Raw genomic sequence first — 19,027 nt, forward strand, 5'->3', positions numbered from 1 at the left:
CCCGGTCCGGGCCGCTGCCGCAGGACGCTGAGCGCCGGTCAGCCGTTCGAGACGGTGACGCCCACGAACCGCTCGTCGGTGAGCGGGCTGGGCGTAACGCCCGACACGCCCTTGGCGAACACGATCGAGGGCGGCGCGTGCCACAGCGGCACGGCCGGCAGCCACTTGGTGGCGAGATCGCGGTTGACCTGCTCGTACGCGGCCTTCTTCTCGTTCTCGTCGACCTTTGCGTCGGCCGCGCTGATGGCGCTGAACATGTCGGTCAGGCGCTGGTCACCGAACTCGTTCTTGGCGCGCCCGAAGAAGGTGCCCACGAAATTGCCCGGGTCGTTGTAGTCACCGGTCCAGCCCAGGATGTGGATGTCCTGCTTGCCGAACGTCTGCACGTCGTCCTTGTAGCCGCCGTTCCACGGCCGCGGGACGCCCTGCACCTTGATGCCGACGGCCTGCAGGTCGTTCGCGAGAACCGTGAAGATCTCCTGCGGGTTCGGCATGTACGGCCGGGTGACGTCCGTCGGGTAGTAGAACTTCAGCGTCAGGTTGCTGGCGCCCGCCTGGGCCAGCAGCTGCTTGGCCTTGTCCGGGTTGTACTCGTACTTCTGCACGTCCGGCGCGTAGCCCAGCACGGTGTCCGGCATGAACTCGTCGGCCACCTTGGCGCCGCTGGGCGCCTTGGTCTGCACCAGCTGTTCCCGGTTCAACGCGTACGCGATGGCCTGCCGGACCCGCAGGTCCTGCAGCTTCGGGTTCTTCTGGTTGAAGCCCAGGTAGAGGATGTTGAAGGCCGGCCGCGGCAGAACCTGGAAGCCCTCGCTGGCCAGCGCCTTGCTGTCGGCCGGGGCGGGGAAGTCGATGCCCTGCACCGTGCCGGCGCGCAGCTCCTGCTTCCGGGTGCTCTCGTCACCAATGATCTTGATGACGACCTTGTCGACCTTGGCCTTCTCGCCCCAGTAGTCCGCGTTGCGGTTCAGGGTGATCTCGTTCTTGGCCTTGTCCCAGCCGCCGAACGTGAACGGGCCGGTGCCGGTCGGGTGCTCGGTGGCGAAGGCGCTGTACGAGAAGGAGTCGCCGCTCTGCTTGACCGTGTCGGCGTCGTACTTCTTCAGCGCGTCCGGGCTGGCGATGGAGAGCGAGGTGAGCGCGAACGCACCCGGGAAGGCGCCCTTGTACTGGTTGAGGGTGAGGACCGCGGTGCTGTCGTCCTTGGCCTCGCACTTGTTGTAGATCGGCTTGCCCAGGCCGTCGGCCTCGTTCTTGGCGAACCCGCCGAAGACGTCGATGTAGTAGAGCATGTTGCTCTGGGCCGCGGCGCCCTTCATGTTGTACCAGCGGTCGAAGTTGAAGCAGACCGCGGCCGCGTTGAACGCCGTACCATCCTGGAACTTGACGCCCTTGCGGAGCTTGAACGTCCACACCTTGCCGGCGGGGTCGTGCTCCCAGCTCTCGGCGAGGCCACCCACCAGGTCGGCCGTGCCGGGCTTGGTGGTGACCAAGGTTTCGTACATCTGGCGGATGGGGCGGAACGACTCGCCGTCGTCGTTGAAGATCGGGTCGAAGTTCTTCGGGTCGCCCGCACCGGCGAAGACGAACGTGCCGCCGGTCTTGGCCGAGCCGCCCCCGCTGTCCCGATCGCTCTTCGCGCACCCGGCCGCGCCGGCTGCCAGCGCGGCAACGGCCGCAACGGCGACAGCCGCCTTGAGCCTACTCGCCTGCATCTCTCACCTCATCCTGCGCATGACCGTCGCCGGCTCTGGCTCGGTCCGTGAGCGGCACCGTAACGGCCGTCACGCCAAGAACGGAACTGCGCAAGGTGAATCTCTACCAAGCCGACATCTAGCGATGATCTTTGGTACGCGACGCGGCATATGTCCGGTAGGCCGGATAACGAAGGTATAACGACAATCGGTCGCCCGCCGACCACACCTGTCACACCGCGACGCCGTACCGGAACCCCGTGGATCAGACCGCGCGGCGGCCCTCGAAGGCCCGGCCCAGGGTGATCTCGTCGGCGTACTCCAGATCGCCGCCGACCGGCAGCCCGCTCGCCAGCCGGGTGACCGCGATGCCCATCGGCTTGACCATCAGGGCCAGGTAGGTGGCCGTGGCCTCGCCCTCGGTGTTCGGGTCGGTGGCCAGGATGAGTTCCCTGACCTCGCCGGAGCCCAGCCGCACCAGCAGCTCCCGGATGCGCAGATTGTCCGGGCCGATGCCCTCCAGCGGATTGATGGCCCCGCCGAGCACGTGATAGCGACCGCGGAACTCACCGGTCCGCTCGATCGCCACCACGTCCTTGGGCTCCTCCACCACGCACAGCACCTCATTGGTGCGGCGCGGGTCCCGGCAGATCCGGCACTGGTCGGCCTCGGAGACGTTGAAGCAGGTGGTGCAGAACCGCACCAGCTCCTTGACCTTGCGCAGCGCGGTGGCCAACCGGGTCACGTCGGCCGGGTCGGCCGAGAGGATGTGGAAGGCGATCCGCTGGGCGCTCTTGGGCCCCACGCCGGGCAGCCGGCCCAGCTCGTCGATCAGGTCCTGGATCGCTCCCTCGTACACGGCGGCTCAGAAACCGGGCAGGCCGAGGCCGCCCATGCCGCCGGCCACCGGGCCCATCTTCTGCTCGGTCAGCTCGCGCACCGCCTCGGTGGCGTTGTGCACCGCGGCCACCACCAGGTCCTCCAGCGTCTCCACGTCCTCCGGGTCGACCGCCTTCGGATCGATCTTGACGGACTTGACCTCGCCCGAGCCCGCCATGGTGACGGTGACCAGCCCGCCCCCGGCCGTACCGGTCAGCTCGGCCTCGGCGAGCTCGGCCTGCGCGGCGGCGATCTGCTGCTGCATCTTCTGGGCCTGCTTCAACATCTGCTGCATATTGGGCTGTCCACCGGGGCGCACGTCGGGCTCCTTCTCGCGGGGGTCGCTCGGCCGCCGACCAGCCTAACGGTCCGCACCGACGGGTACGGCTCAGGCCGGCCCCGCCGGCCCTCGCGCCAGCCCGGCACCGGCCGCGCACCGCGCCGCCCGGCACGGCCGCCATCCGTCAGCGCGCCTCGACCTCGCCGATCCGCTCGGCGGAGAACGCCTGCTGCAACAGCTGCACGGCCTGCTGCTCGCTGGTCTGCCGGGCGGTCTGCTCGTCGACCACCTCGTCCAGCGGCTCATCCCCCGGATCGAACCCGACGTAGCCGCCGCCAGCCCGGGGCGGTCCGTCGTACTCGGGATCGTACGGCGGTTCGCCGGCCCACTCCTGCTCGGCCACGGCCGTCGGGGCCGCGCGTCCGGCCCCCCGGCCCGCCGGCCGGGGGCCACGCCCGGCGGCCGCCGCACGGGCCGCCGCGAGGCCTCCGCTGACCGGTCGGTCGGCAGCGCCGGGCGCCGCGCGTCCGCCGCTCACCGGCCGCGTGGCGGCCGCGCCGGCCGCCGTCGGCCGGGCCAGGTCACCGCCGGGCGCCGTCGGCCGGGCCACGTCCGCGCCGCGCGAGCCGGCGGCCGCCGCGCGAGCCACCGAGATCCCCCCGCCGGTACGCTCCACGGGCGCGCCCGCCGCCGCAACGGTCCCCGGGCCGTCCGGCGCCGGCGATGCCGGTTCGCCACCGCCACCCGGACGAGCCGGGGCGGGCCAGTCGTCCGCGGCCGGCTCGGCGCCGGCCGGGGCCGCGTCGCCGCCGGCCGCACCGTCTGGTCCGGCGGCACCCCGGGCTGCTTCTCCGGCGGCCGTACCGCCGGGCCGGGCTGGGGTGGGCCAGTCGTCCTCCTCGGCGGCCGCCGGCGGCGCCGGGGCTGGGCCACCGCCGCCGGCCGCGCGCGGCCGGGCCGCCCCGGCCGGGGTCCGCCCGTTCGCCGGCTCGGACCGGACCGCCGCCGCATCGTCCTGCCCGGACCGCCCGCCGTTGGCGTCGGCCCGGGGCCCGGCGGTGGGCGCGGCGTCGGGCCGCGGCGCGGCGTCGGACCGCGAGCCGGCGGTGGGCGCGGGCGTCCGGGGCGGCGTCGAGCGCTGGTCGCCGGCCACCTCGCAGCGCACCTGCCAACGGCCGCCGAGCTGCTCGTACAGGGCGTCGGCCAGCACCTCGGCCTGGCCCGCCACCATCTGGGCGTGCACCGGGTAGCGGAAGGTCAGCACCACGGTCTCGCCGTCCAGGTCGCGCACGGTGGCGTCCCGAACGAGCGCGGCGATCCGCTTGTTGCTGCGATTGACCATCGCGACCACTTCGGTCCAGACCCGGCGTACCGCGGCCGCGTCCAGCCCGCCGGAACCCGCCGGCTCGGCGATCGGGTCCGGGGTGGCCGGATCGGGCATCACGGCGGCCGGCGACACCGGCCGGGCCGACGCCGGGGGTCCCGGCTGCGCCGGCGGCGCAGCCGCGGCGGCGCGTACCGGCTCGGGAGCCGCCGGGGTCGGGTCGGCGCCGGCGGCCGGTGGTACGGGCGGCGCCGGCGCGACCGACCGGGACCCGTCCGCGGTGGGCGCCGGCGGCGCGGCCACCTCGCCGAGCCGATCCGCGCTGGGCCGATCCGCGGCGGGTCGATCCGCGGCGGGCACCTCCGGCGCGGTGGCCGGGCGGGGCGGCCCGGCGGCGGGCTCCGGCGCCGGACCGGCCAGCGTGAGCCGGCGTTCCATCCGCTCCAGCCGCTGCAACAGGCCGGCTGTCGAGTCGTCGGCGCCGGGCAGCAGCATCCGGGCGCAGATCAGCTCCAGCAGCAGCCGGGGCGCGGTGGTGCCACGCATGTCCACCAGACCGTTGTGCACGATGTCGGCGCACCGGGACAGGGTGCCGGGCCCGAGCCGCTGCGCCTGCGCGGCCATCCGCTCGAGCTGGTCGGCCGGCCCGTCGATCAGCCCCTTGGCGGCCGCGTCCGGCACCTGCTGCAGGACGATCAGGTCCCGCAGCCGCTCCAGCAGGTCGGCGGCGAACCGTCGCGGGTCGTGCCCGGCCTCGACGATCCGGTCGATGGCCGCGTACGCGGCCGCGCCGTCGCCGGCGGCCAACGCGTCGCACATCTCGTCGATCAGCGCCGAGTCGGTGACCCCGAGGAGCGCGGCCGCCCGGGCGTAGCTCACCCCCTCCGCGCCGGCTCCGCCGATGAGCTGGTCGAGCACGGAGAGGCTGTCCCGCATGCTGCCGCCACCGGCGCGCACCACCAGCGGAAAGACCGCCGGCTCGACGGTGACGCCCTCCGCCTGGCACAGCTGCTCCAGATAGGGGCGGACCACCTTCGGCGGGAACAGCCGGAACGGGTAGTGGTGGGTCCGCGACCTGATGGTGCCGAGGACCTTCTCCGGCTCGGTGGTCGCGAAGATGAACTTGACGTAATCCGGCGGTTCCTCGACCAGCTTGAGCAGCGCGTTGAAGCCGGCCGACGAGACCATGTGCGCCTCGTCGATGATATAGATCTTGAACCGGCTGCTGGCCGGGGCGAAGAAGGCCCGCTCGCGCAGTTCCCGGGCGTCGTCCACGCCGCCGTGGCTGGCCGCGTCGATCTCGATCACGTCGATCGAACCGGCGCCGTCGTTGGCCAGCGAGCGGCAGGACTCGCAGACTCCGCACGGCTCGGGGGTGGGACCCTGCTCACAGTTGAGCGACCGGGCCAGGATGCGGGCGCTGGAGGTCTTGCCGCAGCCGCGCGGCCCGGAGAAGAGGTACGCGTGGTGCAGCCGGCCGCTGCGCAACGCGGCCGACAGCGGCTCGGTGACGTGCTCCTGGCCGATGAACTCGGCGAACGTGCGCGGTCGGTACTTGCGGTAGAGCGCCAGCGCCACTGCCGCCTCCTCTCGACCGGGCCATTCTGCGCCGCACCGGCCCGGGTGACCACCCTCCGGCGCGCCGTACGGCCGATGTCACGCCAACCGGGCTCCGGACACAGAAAGGCCCCCCGTGCACCCGCCAGAGCCCGCTTATCCTTGCTGCCTTCCGGCCCTGGGGAGGTTCACGGGGTACGCGCCGCACGGGGGGTACGCCCAGTGTACCCACAAGCCCAGTGGATCTCAGCAGGAGGCGCGGTGGTGCGGGCACGGCGGACCTGTATCCTGTGCGACGGAGGATTCGCCTAGAGGCCTAGGGCGCACGCTTGGAAAGCGTGTTGGGTTCACACCCTCACGAGTTCGAATCTCGTATCCTCCGCCAGCTCGATCGCGAGGGCCGGCCCCACCCGGGGACCGGCCCTTCGTTCGTTTCCACGGTCGGGCCCGGCCGCGGGTACGTCGTGAGCGCGTCGGGGCACGCATAATATAGGGGTACAGTTTACTAAAGCGTATTTCCCCTAAATGCGGAGGCGGTCGTGCGGAAGCCCGTCGAGATGTTCGACCGGGACCACGAGTGGTCGGCCCTGAGCCGGTTCATCACCGATGAGCAGCCGGGAGCCACCCTCGGGGTGGTCTCGGGACGGCGGCGGCAGGGCAAGACCTTCCTGCTGGACGCCGCCTGCCGCGCCGCCGGCGGCTTCTACTTCGGGGCTACCGAGGCCACCGACGCCGAATCGCTGCGCCGGCTCGGCGCGGCACTGACCGCCCATCGTCGACCGCCCAGCCCGTACCACTTCGCCGACTGGGCGGAGGCGGTCGATGCGCTCCTCGCGCTCGGCGCCGACCGCCCGACCCCGGTGGTCATCGACGAATTTCCCTACCTGGCCAAGGCAAATCCCGAGCTGCCGTCGATCATTCAGGAGGCCCTCCGCACACTCCGCGGGGAGCGCACCGGCTCCCGCACCCGGCTGCTGCTGTGCGGGTCGGCCATGTCGTTCATGGGGCGGATCCTTGCCGGCAACGCCCCGCTGCGCGGCCGGGCCGGGCTGGAACTGGTGGTGCCCACCCTCGACTACCGGCTCGCGGCCGAGTTCTGGGACCTCGCCGATCCCCGGCTCGCCCTCCAGGTCAACGCCGTGGTCGGCGGCACCCCGGCGTACCGCCGGGAGTTCGCTCGCGGGGACACCCCGGCCGGTCCGGAGGACTTCGACGACTGGGTCGAGCGTACCGTCCTCAACCCGGAGACGCCGCTCTTCCGGGAGGCCCGGTACCTCCTCGCCGAGGAACCCGACCTGCGGGACACAGCGCTCTACCTCTCGGTGCTCGCGGCCGTCGCCGACGGGAACGCCACCCGCGGCGGGATGGCCGGCTATCTCGAACGCCGGGCCACCGACATAGCCCATCCAATCACCGTCCTGGAGGACGCCGGGCTCCTGCACCGCGACGCGGACCTTTTCCGGGACAATCGGCCCACCTATCGGATCGCCGAGCCGCTGATCCGCTTCTATCACGCCGTGATGCGCCCGGTCTGGGATCAGCTGGAGCGTCCCGGGTCCGCGGCGCGAGTGTGGCGGGCGAGCGGTCGCCGGTTCGTCAGCAACGTCCTGGGCCCGCATTTCGAGCAGGTCTGCCGCGACTGGACGCTGCGGCACGCCGATCCCGAACTGCTCGGCGGCCTTCCGGCCCGGGTCGGCCACGGCGTGGTGCGCGACCCCCAGGAACGGATGGGGTACGAGGTCGATGTGGCCGCGGTCGGGATCGCCGACGACGGTCGGCCGCCGCTGCTGGCCATCGGCGAGGCCAAGTGGAACGACATGATGGGCCTCGGCCATCTCGAGCGGCTTCGCCTGGTACGCGAGCTGATCGGCCGGGCCGGCCGGTACGACACCAGCCACACGAAATTGCTCTGCTTCAGCGGAAGCGGGTTCAACGATCGGCTGCGGGGGGCGGCCGAGACGGCCGGCGACGTGCTGCTGGTCGACCCGCCGATGCTGTACGGGAACGCCTGAGCCGCCCCTGGCGTTCAGTTGCCACACCAGTTCGCAGCAACCTTCCGGGATTCCGCACGTTGGGCACCGGGGGGAATTCACATGAAATTGCGCAAAATGGCGCTCGTCGCCATGATGATCTCCGCTGCCATGCTGTCCGGCAGCGGGCCGACCGGGAGATCCGGTCCGAACGGCGGGCCGGATCGAGCCGGCCGAGCGGCCACCGCCGGCCCGACCTCGACCACCGGCGGACCGGGAACGGCCGCGGCCACCGGGGTGGTGAGCCTGGCCGGGCTGCCGGACGTCGCCCTCGGCAGCAGCGAACGGGAGCTGTCCCGGCGGGGCGTACTCGATGAGGAGAACGCCCCGTGCGGGCCGCGACTGGCCGGCGAGCCCACGGCGGACCCGGTGTTCGCCCACGACCGGCTCGTGCTGCTCTGGGCCGGCGACCGGACCAGCACGCCCGAGGGTATCCGCGCCGGGACGCCGCTGGATGCGGCCCGGGCCGCGTACCCGCAGGCCCGCGCGCTGACCGCGCCGCCCGGGACGTACCGGATGGATGGTCTGCTGGTGCGCCGCGGCGACCGGGCCTACCTGTTCCTGCACGACGGCCGGACGGTCCGCAAGACCGTGGTGGGGTACGCCGACTACGCGCAGCGGATGTTCGAAGACGGCTTCGGCACCTGCTGACCGGTGCGCGCAGCGCGGGGACGGGGCCGCCGAGTTCAGCGGCACCGGCGGTCGAGCTCAGCGGCACCGGCGGTCGAGCTCAGCCATAGCGGGCGGCCAGCGCGCGGGCCGTGGCCGCCAGCCGGTCCCGCAGATCGGCCGGGCCGAGCACCTCGACCTCGGCGCCGAGCTTGAGAAACTCGGTCTCGGCATGGATCCGGGACTCGATGGGCACGGTGGCGGTGATCCAGCCGTCCGGGTCCGGTGGACCGCCGGTGCGGGTCACCGCGGCGCACACGTCCGCGCTCATCAGCTCGGTCAACCGCCGCCGGCCCGCCGGCGACAACCGGATCACCGCCTCGTCCCGGTAGAGGCCGGCCCGGAACCGCGCCACGTGCCCGGCCCAGTAGCCGGCCAGGTCGAAGTCCGGTCGTTCGAAGCGCTCGTCGAGCACCGTGAGGTCGAGAATCTGGTTCACCCGGTACGTCCGGGCGGCCTCGTCGCCGTCGGGCCCCGCAGCGCCCGCGCGGGCGGCCGCCGCCACCAGATACCACCGGCCGGCCTTCAGGACGATCCCGTACGGCTCGATCGTGCGCTCGACGTCCGTCGGCGCCCGCCAGCGGCGGTACCGGATCCGCAGCACCCGCTGCTCCCAGACGGCCGCGGCCACCGGCGCCAGGAAGGCGGACCGGTCACCGTCGGAATACCACCCCGGCGCGTCGAGGTGGAACCGCTCGAACAACCCGGCCGCCCGCCGGCGCAGCTCGGCCGGCAGCGCCGCCTGCAGCTTGAGCTGCGCGGCCGCGGCCACCGCGCCCAGGCCCAGCTCGGCCGCCGGGCCGGGCAGCCCGGTCAGGAACAGCGCCTCGGCCTCGCCCGCGGTCAGCCCGGTGAGCCGGGTGCGATAGCCGGCCAGCAGCTGGTAGCCGCCGGCCGGCCCGGCGTCGCCGTACAGCGGGATGCCGGCGGCGTGCAGCGCGGCCATGTCCCGATAGACGGTACGCACCGACACCTCGAGCTCGTCCGCGAGCTGCCGGGCGGTGAGCCGGCCCCGCGCCGAGAGCAGCAGGAGGGCGGAGAGCAACCGGCTGGCGCGCATGCGGAGAACTATCCCGCGCCCCACTGACAACGGTTGGCAGGGTTGCCCGGGACGATCGCCGGATGCGCGACACGACCCCTCCGGCCGACGACGGACGCCGGGACTTCGACTTCCTGTACGGCAGCTGGCGGGTGCACAACCGCAGGCTCACCGATCCGGCCGACCCGTCCTGCGCCACCTGGACCGAGTTCACCGCCACCGCCACCGCCCGGCCCCTCCTCGGCGGCCTCGGCAACACCGACAGCTACCGCGTACCCGCCGGCCCCGACGGCGCCGGCGGGTACGAGGGCATGTCGCTGCGCCTGTTCGACCCGGCTCGCGGCGTCTGGCGGATCTGGTGGGCCTCGGACCGCGCCCCGGGCCGGCTCGACCCGCCGGTCGAGGGCCGGTTCGTCGCCGGGCGCGGCGTGTTCGGCGGCGCCGACGAGGTGGCCGGGCGGCCCGTGCTGGTCCGCTTCGAATGGTCGGGCATCACCGACCGGTCGGCCCGGTGGGCGCAGGAGTTCTCCTTCGACGCCGGCCGGTCGTGGCAGCTCAACTGGGTGATGGAGCTGAGCCGGTCCGAGGAGGAGCGGTGAGTGGCGGCTATGCGGTGGTCGAGCTGCGGCGGTACGCGCTGCGGCCCGGCGCCCGGGAGACGCTGATCGACCTCTTCGACCGGGAGTTCGTGGAGAGTCAGGAGGCGGTCGGCGCGGCCGTGCTGGGCCAGTTCCGCGACCGGGACGAGCCGGACCGGTTCGTCTGGCTGCGCGGCTTCGCCGACCTGGCGGCCCGGCACCGGGCGCTCACCGACTTCTACGGCGGCCCGGTCTGGCGCCGGCACCGGGACGCGGCGAACGCCACCATGCTGGACTCCGACGACGTACTGCTGCTCCGTCCGGCGCCCGGCGGTCCGGCCTGGCCGGACCCCGGACCGCGCCCGCCGGTCGGCGCGCCCGCCCCAGACTCGGCGCTGGTCGTCACGGTCCTGCGACCCGCCGGCCGGCGGCCCTTCGGGGCGCTCGCCGGGCCGGTGCGCAGGGCCGCCGCCGCGGCAGGCGGTCGGATGCTGGCCGAGTTGGAGACGGAGGAGGCCGAGAACACCTACCCGGCGCTGCCGGTGCGCACCGACGGCCCGGTACTGGTCCTGATCACCGGCTTCGCCGGGCCGGCGGTGGCGGACGGTTTCCTGGCCACGCTCGACGCGAACCCGGACTGGACCACGGGTCTCGACGGTCCGCCGGAACAGCTGCGCCTCACCCCGACCGGCCGTTCGCGGTTGCGCTGAGCCCGCCGTGCCGGCCGATGATCGGCCGGCACGGCGGGGCCGTCTGTCCGGGTGCCCGCGGAACCTGGGGCGTGTGCCCCTAGTACCCGTAGGAGCTCTGCGGGCCGGCGATCCGCGTGCCGTACGACTTGGGCCAGAGGTGGTCGGTCCGCAGGGTGGCGCCCGTCCACTGGGCGGACTGCGGCACCAGTCCCCCGCTCGATCCCAGCAGCGGGGTCATCAGCCCGGACGGATAGCCGGCCTGGTCACCGGGCACCTCCTCACCGGGAGCCGCCACGACGGCGTCCAGCGGCCCGGTCCCGTTGTAATTGAGCACGGCGACCGACGCCCCGAACCGGTCACCCCGCTCGGGTGCGCCCGGAATCACCGAGTTGCTCTCGTCGAACCCCTGGGAACCGGTCCCGATCAGTCCGCCGGCAGAGCCCTTGAGCAGGGTGATCATGCCCGACTCGGTCGTCGAGCCGAGCGCCTCACCGGGCACTCCCACCAGCACGTCCGCCTTGCCGTCACCGGTCACGTCGCCCGCCGCGAGCGCCCCGCCGAACAGGTCCCCACCCTCGGGCGCGCCGGGCACGCCGGCGGTGGCCTGGGTGATGACGCGGACCGCCCGGTTGTAGAGCCCGCCGGAACGACCGGTGAACACGGCCACGAGTCCGGAGTTGATGTCCGGCCCCTGCGCCTGGGGCGCCCCGACGATCACGTCGCCGTACCCGTCCCCGTTCACGTCGCCGACCGCGAGGGACGAGCCGAGATACCAGGCGACGGTGTTGGGGCTGCCGGTGGCCCAGAGAATCTCGCCGCCGGTCACCGCGGTCGCGCCGGTGCTGGATACGCCGCCGGCCGAGCCCCACATCAGGGTGACCATGCCACTGCCGTTCCAGGACTGGCCGTCGTTCTCGTGCGGAGCCCCGATCACCAGATCGGCGTACCTGTCCTTGTTGACCTTGCCGATCGCGAGCGACATGCCGAAGTTGTCGTTGCGCTCCGCCGCGCCGGGCACCGCGGCCTGGTTCTGGTGCAGGTACTGGGCGTTGGCGCCGGTGAGACCGCTGGCGCTGCCGAACAGCACGGTGACGGTACCGGCCGACACCGTGCTTCCGATGGCCTCGTTCCACGCGCCGACCGCGAGGTCGTCGCGGCCATCCCCGTTGAGGTCACCGGCCGCGAGCGTGCCGCCGAACTTGTCGTCCTGCTCCGAGTCCCCCGGCACGCCCGACGAGCTCTGGTTGAAGTGCTGCGCCGAGTCGACCACCAGGCCCGCAGCGCTGCCCGGGATGACCCACAGGCCACCGGCGTTGGCACCGTTCCGCGGATCGCGCTCGTCCGAGTCCCCGATGGCCAGGTCGTCGTAGCCGTCGCCGTTGAAGTCGCCGGTCGCCTGGCCGTCGCCGAAACAACCGCAGCCGCCGTCGGTCGGCGGTAGCACCCCGAGGAAGTAGTCGACCTGCGGTGCCGACGAATACCTGACGGCCAACACGCCGGTGGGGTTGCCGGGAAGGTCGTAGGACATCGGTTGCCCGGTGGCCGCGATGTCGTCGATGCCGTCGCCGTCAAAGTCCGACCGGGTGGCGCCGGTGCCGTGCCTCGGTGTGGTCGGCTTCGTCACCCGCTCGTACATGAGGGTGACCCCGTCCCGGGTGATGGTCCGGACCTCGCTCGCGGCCCGGGCGGGGACGCTCAGGGCCAGCCCCGCCGTGACCGCCAAAATCGACACGCCGGCAATTCTTCGTCGCAGCACGGATCCTCCGCCTCCCCGTCGTGCCCGTCAGCATAGAGATCTAGATCAACTACGCTGATCCGGCGATCGGTGGAATCCGGCGACGATCGGTTCCCCGCTCCCGGCCGAACGGCCGGGCCGGTGGGCCGGCGGCCGGTGGGCCGACGGGCCCGTCGGCCGGCGTCGGCATGAGCGTCCCCTGCCGCAGGCGTGAAAACGCCCGCCGGGGTTCGGCGGGCGTTTCCACGCTTGCTGAGCGGTGGCGGCGGGATTTGAACCCGCGGAGGGCGTAAACCCTCACACGCTTTCGAGGCGTGCTCCTTAGGCCACTCGGACACACCACCGCCGAGTAGGGTACCGGATGCCCGGACCCGGTGCCGAGCCGGTATCCCCGGTGCCGACCTGGCAGGATCGCTGCCATGAGTACGCACATCGGCGCGCAGCCGGGCGAGATCGCCGAGCGGGTCCTGATGCCGGGCGACCCGCTGCGGGCGAAGTGGATCGCCGAGACATACCTGGACGATCCGACCTGCTACTCCCAGGTTCGCGGGATGTTCGGCTACACCGGCCGCTGGGGCGGCGTCGAGGTCTCGGTGCAGGGCTCCGGGATGGGCATGCCGTCCGCGTCGATCTACGCGCACGAGCTGATCAACGACTACGGCGCGAAGTCGCTGATCCGGGTCGGTTCCTGCGGCGCCCTCACCACGGACCTGCAGCTGCGGGACGTGATCGCGGCCAGCGGCTCGTCGACCGACTCGAACATGAATCGGTTCCGCTTCGACGGGCTGATCGACTACGCCCCGGTGGCCGACTTCGGTCTGCTGCGTACCTCGGTCGGGGTGGCCGAGCGGCGCGGCATCGCCATGCGGGTCGGGCCGATCCTGGCCGCGGACGCGTTCTACACCGACCGACCGGACCTGTACGAGCGGCTGGCCCAGTACGGCGTCCTGGCCGTCGAGATGGAGTCCGCGGCCCTCTACACGATCGCCGCTCGGTACAAGGCTCGGGCACTCACGGTGCTCACCGTGAGCGACCACATCGTGACGGGCGCCAAGACGAGCGCGCAGGATCGGGAGCAGACCTTCGGCCAGATGGTCGAGATCGCCCTCGACACGATCGTCGCGTAACGGCGCGCAGGCGTTAAGAGGGGCCCCTTCCTATACAGAAAGCGATAAGAAGGGGCCCTTCCTTGCACCTCAGCGGAAGAAGGCGCGGAGTACGGCGGCGCACTCGGTGGCCAGGACGCCGGCGTACACCTCGGGCCGGTGGTTGAGCCGGCGGTCGCGGACGACGTCCCACAGCGAGCCGACGGCGCCGGTCTTCGGCTCCCAGGCGCCGAACACCAGCGTCGACACCCGGGCCAGGACCAGCGCCCCCGCGCACATGGTGCACGGTTCCAGGGTGACCACCAGCGTGCAGCCCTCCAGCCGCCAGGCGCCGGTGGCGGCGGCCGCCCGTCGCAGCGCCAGGATCTCGGCATGCGCGGTCGGGTCGCCGCTCAGTTCCCGCTCGTTGCGGCCGACCGCGATCTCCTCGCCGTCGGGCCCGTACAGGACCGCGCCGACCGGTATGTCCTCGATGGCCGCCACCGGGGCCACCGAGCCCACCGGCGGGGATGCCACGGCGAGCGCACGCCGCATCCAGGCCTCGTGCCGTCGCCGGCGATCCGGAGCCGAGCCGGCCGCATCGCCCACCGCCGTCACGCCTCGCGGAGCTCTTCCACCTCGTCGCCGCAGCCCAGGGTCTGGCAGATCTCCCCGACGACGTCGGCGGGCATCATCCCTTCCCGGGCGCAGAGCGTGAGCAGCCGGTTCGCCGGTACGCCGAGGTCGGCCAGCAGGTCCGCGTCGCCGACCGGATCCGCGTCGGGATCGGCCGCCGGTTCCTCCTCCGGCGCCTCGGTCTCCTCCTCGGCCTCCTCGCCGGCCGGCTCGGTCACCGCGTCGATCTCCAGCGCCGGGCCCTTTATGTCGCCGACCAGCAGCGCGCCGATCCGGGACTCCTCGGCGAAGGCCGAGTCCGAGCCGAAGACCCGCAGGTCCTCACCCTCGTCCAGACGCAGGATGGCCAGGTACGTGTCATCGGCCTCGACAAAGAGCAGCGACAGTTCGGCGTCCGGGTCCACGTCGCGCAGCCGCTCGGCCACGTCGTCAAGGTCCGCGGCACCGGTCAGGTCAACCTCGGCGGTGGTCCATCCGGCCTTACCACGCGCCACGCCTGCCGCGAAGTACGACACGTTCCCCCCAAACTTCCCTCAGCGATCAACCGCACAACGCCGAACGGCGGCCGCTCGTGACGGTATTGAATGTTCCAGCCGTGACGGTAGCCGGTCGCCTCGGTCGGCTGCCGCACAACGCCCCGACACGATCGGCCCGATTGCCGCCCCGGCCCGCCCGCACGGTCCGCACGTTGCCGGCCCGCCCCGCCCGCACGTTGCCAGCCCGCCCGGCCACCCGGTCCGGACCCTGAGCCGGTACCGGCCGCCGGCGCCGGGACTCAGCCCGCCAGCCTGCGTCGCGCCGCGATCAGCTCCTGCAGCCGCCGGTAGCGGGCGCGGCGCGGACGCTCGCGCTCCCGGACGCGCTTCGCGCCCGCGATCTCGGCGAGCAACTGAAGTCGGCGACGGCTCCGATCCGGATCGAGCCGCGGCAGAGTCGAGGGCATGCGGCAGAGCGTGCCGACTTCGTCGGGCGCCGTCAAGACCCGATTCGCACCGCTGCCGGGCCGATACGCCGCGCGGCTGTTAAAAGGACCAGCCGCCGATACGCCGCGCGGCTGTTAAAAGGACCAGCCGCCGATACGCCGCGCGGCTACCAGAGTGGCCAGTCGCCGGACTGCAGCCACCGCGCGGCGACGGCCACCGCCGCCACGCTCCAGCCCAGCGCCGTGGCCATCGCGATGCCCGCCGCGGCGCCACGGTTGCCGTGCCGGGTCAGCAGCACCGCGACGATCCAGGCGGCGCCACCGCCGGTCGCCGTCCACCAGACGTATCCGGCCAGGCTGCGACCGAGCAGCCCGAAGCAGATCAGCCAGGCGATGGTTCCGGCGATCCCGAGGGCCACCGCGCCGCCGCGTACCGGATGGGGTTCGCGATAGGTGGGACGGCCCGGCGCCGGCGACCCGGGCCCGGAGGGGAACAATCCGGACGGCGACCGTGGCGCGGCCGTGGGCCACGCCGGCCCGGTTGGCTGCCCCATCACCCACCCCCTCGTCGTCGCCCACACCGTGCGGCGCCAGCCCCGCACGGCCGGTCCCGCTCTGCTCGGAGCCTACCCGTGGGCGCCGCCACCGCGCCCGGCTCAGGGCTGCGTCGACGTCCCTGACCGGCCTGCGGCGGGCCCAGACGAGGACCGGCGGCGTTGGAGGTACGACCGAGGGCTTCGGCACATACCCTCGGCGCGCGCCGGCACCCTGCCGACACGATGGCCGCGCCTCTGCCAGGATGGCGGGATGCCTCCTGGACGGAACGACCGGCGACCGACCGAACGGCAGTGGACCGAACCGCGACCGGCCGACCGGCGGCCAATCCGACCGCAGGCGATCGGACCACAGGCGATCCGACCGCAGGCGATCGGACCACAGGCGATCGGACCACAGCCCATCGGACCACAGCCGATCCGACAGCGGCCGCTCCGACAGCGGCCGCTCCGACAGCGGCCGCTCCGACAGCGGCCGCTCCGACAGCGGCCGCTCCGACAGCGGCCGGACGGATGGCGCCGACGCGGACCGCTGGCGCTGCTCGCGGCACTGGCCGCCGTCGCGGCCGCGGCGGCCGGCTGCTCCGGCCCGGACCAACCGGCCACCTCGTGGGCGACCTCTCCCGCGGCCGGGACGGCCGGCGCGGCCGGCCCGGCGGTGCCGACCCAGCCGTCGGCCTCGGACTCCGCGGGGGCCGGCCGGTCCGCCGCGTCGGCCGCGTCGGCCACCCCGACGCCGTCACCGACCGGCGCCACCGGCCGGTACGTCTTCCCGGTGCGGACGTCGAACGTCGACTGGCACACCACCCACCACGACTACCCGGCCACCGACATCTTCGCCGCCTGCGGCTCGCCGGTGGTGGCCGTGACGTCCGGCACCGTCCTCGAGGTGAGCCGGGTGGACCGGTACGCCAAGTCGGGCCCCCAGGGTCCGGACAACGGCGGCAAGTCGGTCTCGCTGCTGGGCGACGACGGCGTGCGGTACTACGGCTCGCACCTGTCCCGGGTGGCGGACGGCCTGACCGGCGGCACCCGGGTCAGCGCGGGCCAGTCGCTCGGCGCGGTGGGCCACACCGGCAATGCCAGCGGCGTCTGCCACCTGCACTTCGGCATCTCCCCGCCGTGCGCCCGCACCGGTGACTGGTGGATCCGCCGGGGGGTGTTGTGGCCGTCGTCCTTCCTGGACGCCTGGCACCGGAAGGCCAACCGGTCGCCCGCCGACGCCGTGGCCGCCTGGCAGCGTACGCACGGCTGTCCCAAGGCGCCCCGATGAGCAAGGCCCGCGACGCGATAGCCGACCTGCGCCGGATCGCCTTCCTGCTCGAGCGGGCCAACGAGGCGACGTACCGGGTCCGCGCCTTCCGGACGGCCGCCAAGACGCTGGCCGAGTTGCCGGCCGCCGAACTCGCGGCCCGGGCCGAGGCGGGCACCCTCACCGAGCTGTCCGGGGTGGGCGACGTGACCGCCCGGACGGTCGCCGAGTCGCTGCGCGGCGAGGAGCCGGTGTACCTGCGCCGGTTGGCCGCCACCGAGGGCGTCGACCTGGACGACGCGGCGGCCGGGCTCCGGAAGGCCCTGCGCGGCGACTGCCACACCCACTCGGACTGGTCCGACGGCGGCTCCCCGATCGAGGAGATGGCGCTCGCCGCGGTCGAGCTGGGCCACGAGTATCTGGTGGTCACCGACCACTCACCGCGGTTGAAGGTGGCCCGCGGCCTCACCGCGGACCGGCTGCGCCGCCAGCTCGACCTGGTGGCCGCCGTGAACGACCAGCTGCCGAAGGGGTTCCGGATCCTCACCGGGATCGAGGTGGACATCCTGGCGGACGGTTCGCTGGATCAGCGGGACGACCTGCTGGCCCGGCTGGACCTGGTGGTCGGCTCGGTGCACAGCGGGTTGAACGACGACCGTGCCCGGATGACCCGGCGGATGGTGACGGCGGTGGCCAACCCGCATCTGGACATCCTGGGGCACTGCACCGGCCGGATGGTCGCCTCCCGGCCGCCCGGGGTGACCGGGCCGGGCGACCGCGGCCACCGGGCCCGGACCCGCAAGCCGAGCGAGTTCGACCCGGACGCGGTCTTCGCGGCCTGCGCGGAGCACGACAAGGCCGTCGAGATCAACTCTCGCCCGGAGCGGCAGGACCCGCCGAAGCGGCTGATCCGGGTCGCCCTGGAGGCGGGCTGCCGGTTCGCCATCAACACCGACGCCCACGCCCCCGGTCAACTGGACTGGCAGCGCTACGGCTGTGAGCGCGCGGCGCGGTGCGGCGTGGAGCCCGACCGGGTGGTCAACACGCTGCCCGCGAAGCGGCTGCTGGCGTGGGCCGGCTCGCACGGCGGGTGAGCCGGACCGGGACACCCTGGGAGACGGCCACGCCGGTCAGCACGATGGCGGCGCCGACGGGTTGGTACCAGCTGAGGTGCTCGCCCAGCACGAGCACGCCGATGGCCACGGCGAACACCGGGATCAGGTAGGTCACCATGGAGGCCGTGCTGGCGCCCACCAACCGGATGTTGCGCATGTTGATGACGAAGGCCAACCCGGTGCCGAGCACGCCGAGGGCCAGCACGCTGGCGATCACCGGCAGGGAGAGCCGGGTCGGCGCCGGGGGCGCGCCGGCCACCAGCGGCGCCACCACCGCCAGCAGGGCGGCGGCCACCAGCAGCTGGGTGGCCGACAGCGCCAGCCCGGACTCGGCCCGGCCCGCCACGAACCGCTTCTGGTATGGGATGGCCACGCCATAGCAGGCGGCCGCGCCGAGGCACATGAGCTGCCCGGTGAGGTGCGACCCGCCGACGCCCTGCCACACGCCCAGCACCACCAGCACGCCGACGAAGCCGAGCGCCATCCCGGCGGCGCGCCGGCCGGTCAGCCGCTCGGTGCGGAACGCGAACACGGCCAGCGGCAGCACCACCAGCGGCGTGGTGGCGTTCCAGATGCCGGCCAGCAGCGACGAGACCCGCTGCTCGCCGTACCCGAAGAGGGTGAACGGCAGCGCCACGCCGATCCCGCCGACCACCACCATGTGCAGCCAGAGCCGGGGGTCCCGGGGCAGCCGGTCGCGGAAGACGGCCAGCAGCACCAGCAGGGTCAGCGCGCCGGCCATCACCCGGCCGAGCGTGACGTAGAGCGGGTGCAGCTCGCCGATCCCCACCTTGATGAACAGGAAGCTCGACCCCCAGATCGCGGCCAGGGCGAGGAAGCCCGGAAGCCATTGCCGGAGGTCGGCCTTGACAGGAGTGGTCACCGTGGTCACCCCTGACACTCTGCGGTATGGGTACGACAATCGGCGCGCGGTTTTCGGCCGGTGTGTCCGGGGGCACAGTCACCGCCGGCGCCGGGTAAAAGGG

At 73.2% G+C, this 19,027-nt stretch carries 18 protein-coding genes, 2 tRNA genes and 1 other RNA gene; 8 read left to right on the forward strand and 13 right to left on the reverse strand.

Annotated features, from left to right (window positions below; all coding sequences use genetic code 11):
- Positions 1 to 38: 38 nt before the first annotated feature.
- The 5 genes from ACFFHU_RS29010 to ffs all read right to left on the reverse strand — a co-directional run bounded on the left by ACFFHU_RS29010 (position 39) and on the right by ffs (position 5,950).
- Positions 39 to 1,715: an ABC transporter substrate-binding protein gene (locus tag ACFFHU_RS29010; RefSeq protein WP_377343620.1), complete on the reverse strand. Its 1,677-nt coding sequence runs from the start codon at positions 1,713 to 1,715 to the stop codon at positions 39 to 41.
- Positions 1,716 to 1,959: 244 nt separating this feature from the next.
- Positions 1,960 to 2,553 (reverse strand): recombination mediator RecR, encoded by a 594-nt coding sequence (recR, locus tag ACFFHU_RS29015; protein WP_377343621.1) that lies wholly within the window; start codon positions 2,551 to 2,553, stop codon positions 1,960 to 1,962.
- Positions 2,554 to 2,559: 6 nt separating this feature from the next.
- Positions 2,560 to 2,868 (reverse strand): YbaB/EbfC family nucleoid-associated protein, encoded by a 309-nt coding sequence (locus tag ACFFHU_RS29020; protein ID WP_377343661.1) that lies wholly within the window; start codon positions 2,866 to 2,868, stop codon positions 2,560 to 2,562.
- Positions 2,869 to 3,037: 169 nt separating this feature from the next.
- On the reverse strand, positions 3,038 to 5,755 hold the full coding sequence (locus ACFFHU_RS29025) for a DNA polymerase III subunit gamma and tau (RefSeq protein WP_377343622.1): 2,718 nt from the start codon (positions 5,753 to 5,755) through the stop codon (positions 3,038 to 3,040).
- 104 nt (positions 5,756 to 5,859) lie between these two features.
- Positions 5,860 to 5,950: signal recognition particle sRNA small type (ffs, locus tag ACFFHU_RS29030), an RNA gene on the reverse strand.
- A gap of 81 nt (positions 5,951 to 6,031) precedes the next feature.
- On the opposite strand from ffs, the gene ACFFHU_RS29035 reads away from it, so the two are divergent.
- The 3 genes from ACFFHU_RS29035 to ACFFHU_RS29045 all read left to right on the forward strand — a co-directional run bounded on the left by ACFFHU_RS29035 (position 6,032) and on the right by ACFFHU_RS29045 (position 8,415).
- Positions 6,032 to 6,119, forward strand: a tRNA-Ser gene (locus ACFFHU_RS29035).
- A 154-nt stretch (positions 6,120 to 6,273) separates the two neighbouring features.
- Complete coding sequence (locus ACFFHU_RS29040; RefSeq protein WP_377343623.1) at positions 6,274 to 7,746, forward strand: AAA family ATPase; 1,473 nt, start codon at positions 6,274 to 6,276, stop codon at positions 7,744 to 7,746.
- A gap of 81 nt (positions 7,747 to 7,827) precedes the next feature.
- Positions 7,828 to 8,415, forward strand: coding sequence for a hypothetical protein (locus ACFFHU_RS29045; RefSeq protein ID WP_377343625.1), 588 nt, complete (start codon positions 7,828 to 7,830; stop codon positions 8,413 to 8,415).
- A gap of 79 nt (positions 8,416 to 8,494) precedes the next feature.
- Here ACFFHU_RS29045 and ACFFHU_RS29050 read toward each other — a convergent pair whose 3' ends face one another.
- Positions 8,495 to 9,493, reverse strand: coding sequence for a helix-turn-helix transcriptional regulator (locus ACFFHU_RS29050; protein WP_377343627.1), 999 nt, complete (start codon positions 9,491 to 9,493; stop codon positions 8,495 to 8,497).
- 62 nt (positions 9,494 to 9,555) lie between these two features.
- Between ACFFHU_RS29050 and ACFFHU_RS29055 the strand changes: the two genes are divergently transcribed.
- Complete coding sequence (locus ACFFHU_RS29055) at positions 9,556 to 10,071, forward strand: hypothetical protein (RefSeq protein WP_377343629.1); 516 nt, start codon at positions 9,556 to 9,558, stop codon at positions 10,069 to 10,071.
- A complete protein-coding gene (locus ACFFHU_RS29060; protein WP_377343630.1) occupies positions 10,068 to 10,760 on the forward strand; it encodes an NIPSNAP family protein in 693 nt (230 codons plus the stop codon). The genes ACFFHU_RS29055 and ACFFHU_RS29060 overlap by 4 nt, the downstream gene beginning before the upstream one ends.
- A gap of 79 nt (positions 10,761 to 10,839) precedes the next feature.
- Here the strand turns inward: ACFFHU_RS29060 and ACFFHU_RS29065 are convergent, their stop codons facing one another.
- Together ACFFHU_RS29065 and ACFFHU_RS29070 are read right to left on the reverse strand one after the other, a co-directional pair.
- Positions 10,840 to 12,474 carry a hypothetical protein gene (locus ACFFHU_RS29065; protein WP_377343631.1) on the reverse strand — a complete coding sequence of 545 codons (1,635 nt, stop codon included), beginning with the start codon at positions 12,472 to 12,474 and terminating at the stop codon, positions 10,840 to 10,842.
- A gap of 260 nt (positions 12,475 to 12,734) precedes the next feature.
- Positions 12,735 to 12,821, reverse strand: a tRNA-Ser gene (locus tag ACFFHU_RS29070).
- 75 nt (positions 12,822 to 12,896) lie between these two features.
- Between ACFFHU_RS29070 and deoD the strand changes: the two genes are divergently transcribed.
- The gene (gene deoD / locus ACFFHU_RS29075) at positions 12,897 to 13,604 is read left to right on the forward strand and encodes a purine-nucleoside phosphorylase (RefSeq protein ID WP_377343632.1); all 708 of its coding nucleotides are present in this window, start codon (positions 12,897 to 12,899) and stop codon (positions 13,602 to 13,604) included.
- 69 nt (positions 13,605 to 13,673) lie between these two features.
- Here deoD and ACFFHU_RS29080 read toward each other — a convergent pair whose 3' ends face one another.
- From ACFFHU_RS29080 to ACFFHU_RS29095, 4 genes are all read right to left on the reverse strand, one after another.
- Positions 13,674 to 14,117, reverse strand: coding sequence for a nucleoside deaminase (locus ACFFHU_RS29080; protein ID WP_377343633.1), 444 nt, complete (start codon positions 14,115 to 14,117; stop codon positions 13,674 to 13,676).
- Positions 14,118 to 14,176: 59 nt separating this feature from the next.
- A complete protein-coding gene (locus ACFFHU_RS29085; RefSeq protein ID WP_377343634.1) occupies positions 14,177 to 14,713 on the reverse strand; it encodes a tRNA adenosine deaminase-associated protein in 537 nt (178 codons plus the stop codon).
- 260 nt (positions 14,714 to 14,973) lie between these two features.
- Positions 14,974 to 15,177: a hypothetical protein gene (locus ACFFHU_RS29090; RefSeq protein WP_377343635.1), complete on the reverse strand. Its 204-nt coding sequence runs from the start codon at positions 15,175 to 15,177 to the stop codon at positions 14,974 to 14,976.
- Between the two features lie 110 nt (positions 15,178 to 15,287).
- Positions 15,288 to 15,539, reverse strand: coding sequence for a hypothetical protein (locus ACFFHU_RS29095; protein ID WP_377343636.1), 252 nt, complete (start codon positions 15,537 to 15,539; stop codon positions 15,288 to 15,290).
- Positions 15,540 to 16,206: 667 nt separating this feature from the next.
- Here ACFFHU_RS29095 and ACFFHU_RS29100 point away from each other — a divergent pair.
- Both ACFFHU_RS29100 and ACFFHU_RS29105 read left to right on the forward strand, forming a co-directional pair.
- A complete protein-coding gene (locus tag ACFFHU_RS29100) occupies positions 16,207 to 16,947 on the forward strand; it encodes a M23 family metallopeptidase (RefSeq protein WP_377343663.1) in 741 nt (246 codons plus the stop codon).
- Positions 16,944 to 18,020, forward strand: a complete 1,077-nt coding sequence (locus ACFFHU_RS29105; RefSeq protein ID WP_377343637.1) for a PHP domain-containing protein — start codon at positions 16,944 to 16,946, stop codon at positions 18,018 to 18,020. The genes ACFFHU_RS29100 and ACFFHU_RS29105 overlap by 4 nt, the downstream gene beginning before the upstream one ends.
- Here the strand turns inward: ACFFHU_RS29105 and ACFFHU_RS29110 are convergent.
- Positions 17,965 to 18,933 carry a DMT family transporter gene (locus ACFFHU_RS29110; protein ID WP_377343638.1) on the reverse strand — a complete coding sequence of 323 codons (969 nt, stop codon included), beginning with the start codon at positions 18,931 to 18,933 and terminating at the stop codon, positions 17,965 to 17,967. The two genes, ACFFHU_RS29105 and ACFFHU_RS29110, sit on opposite strands and share 56 nt — an antisense overlap.
- Positions 18,934 to 19,027 lie beyond the last annotated feature (94 nt).

Source organism: Plantactinospora siamensis, assembly GCF_042434095.1.
Lineage (GTDB): Bacteria > Actinomycetota > Actinomycetes > Mycobacteriales > Micromonosporaceae > KBS50.

Excerpts from the sequence above, each read along its gene's own strand:
- ACFFHU_RS29010 (WP_377343620.1), bottom strand. The coding sequence starts at position 1,715 with ATGCAGGCGAGTAGGCTCAAGGCGGCTGTCGCCGTTGCGGCCGTTGCC.
- ACFFHU_RS29020 (WP_377343661.1), bottom strand. The coding sequence starts at position 2,868 with ATGCAGCAGATGTTGAAGCAGGCCCAGAAGATGCAGCAGCAGATCGCC.
- ACFFHU_RS29045 (WP_377343625.1), top strand. The coding sequence starts at position 7,828 with ATGAAATTGCGCAAAATGGCGCTCGTCGCCATGATGATCTCCGCTGCC.
- ACFFHU_RS29050 (WP_377343627.1), bottom strand. The coding sequence starts at position 9,493 with ATGCGCGCCAGCCGGTTGCTCTCCGCCCTCCTGCTGCTCTCGGCGCGG.
- ACFFHU_RS29055 (WP_377343629.1), top strand. The coding sequence starts at position 9,556 with ATGCGCGACACGACCCCTCCGGCCGACGACGGACGCCGGGACTTCGAC.
- deoD (WP_377343632.1), top strand. The coding sequence starts at position 12,897 with ATGAGTACGCACATCGGCGCGCAGCCGGGCGAGATCGCCGAGCGGGTC.
- ACFFHU_RS29080 (WP_377343633.1), bottom strand. The coding sequence starts at position 14,117 with ATGCGGCGTGCGCTCGCCGTGGCATCCCCGCCGGTGGGCTCGGTGGCC.
- ACFFHU_RS29105 (WP_377343637.1), top strand. The coding sequence starts at position 16,944 with ATGAGCAAGGCCCGCGACGCGATAGCCGACCTGCGCCGGATCGCCTTC.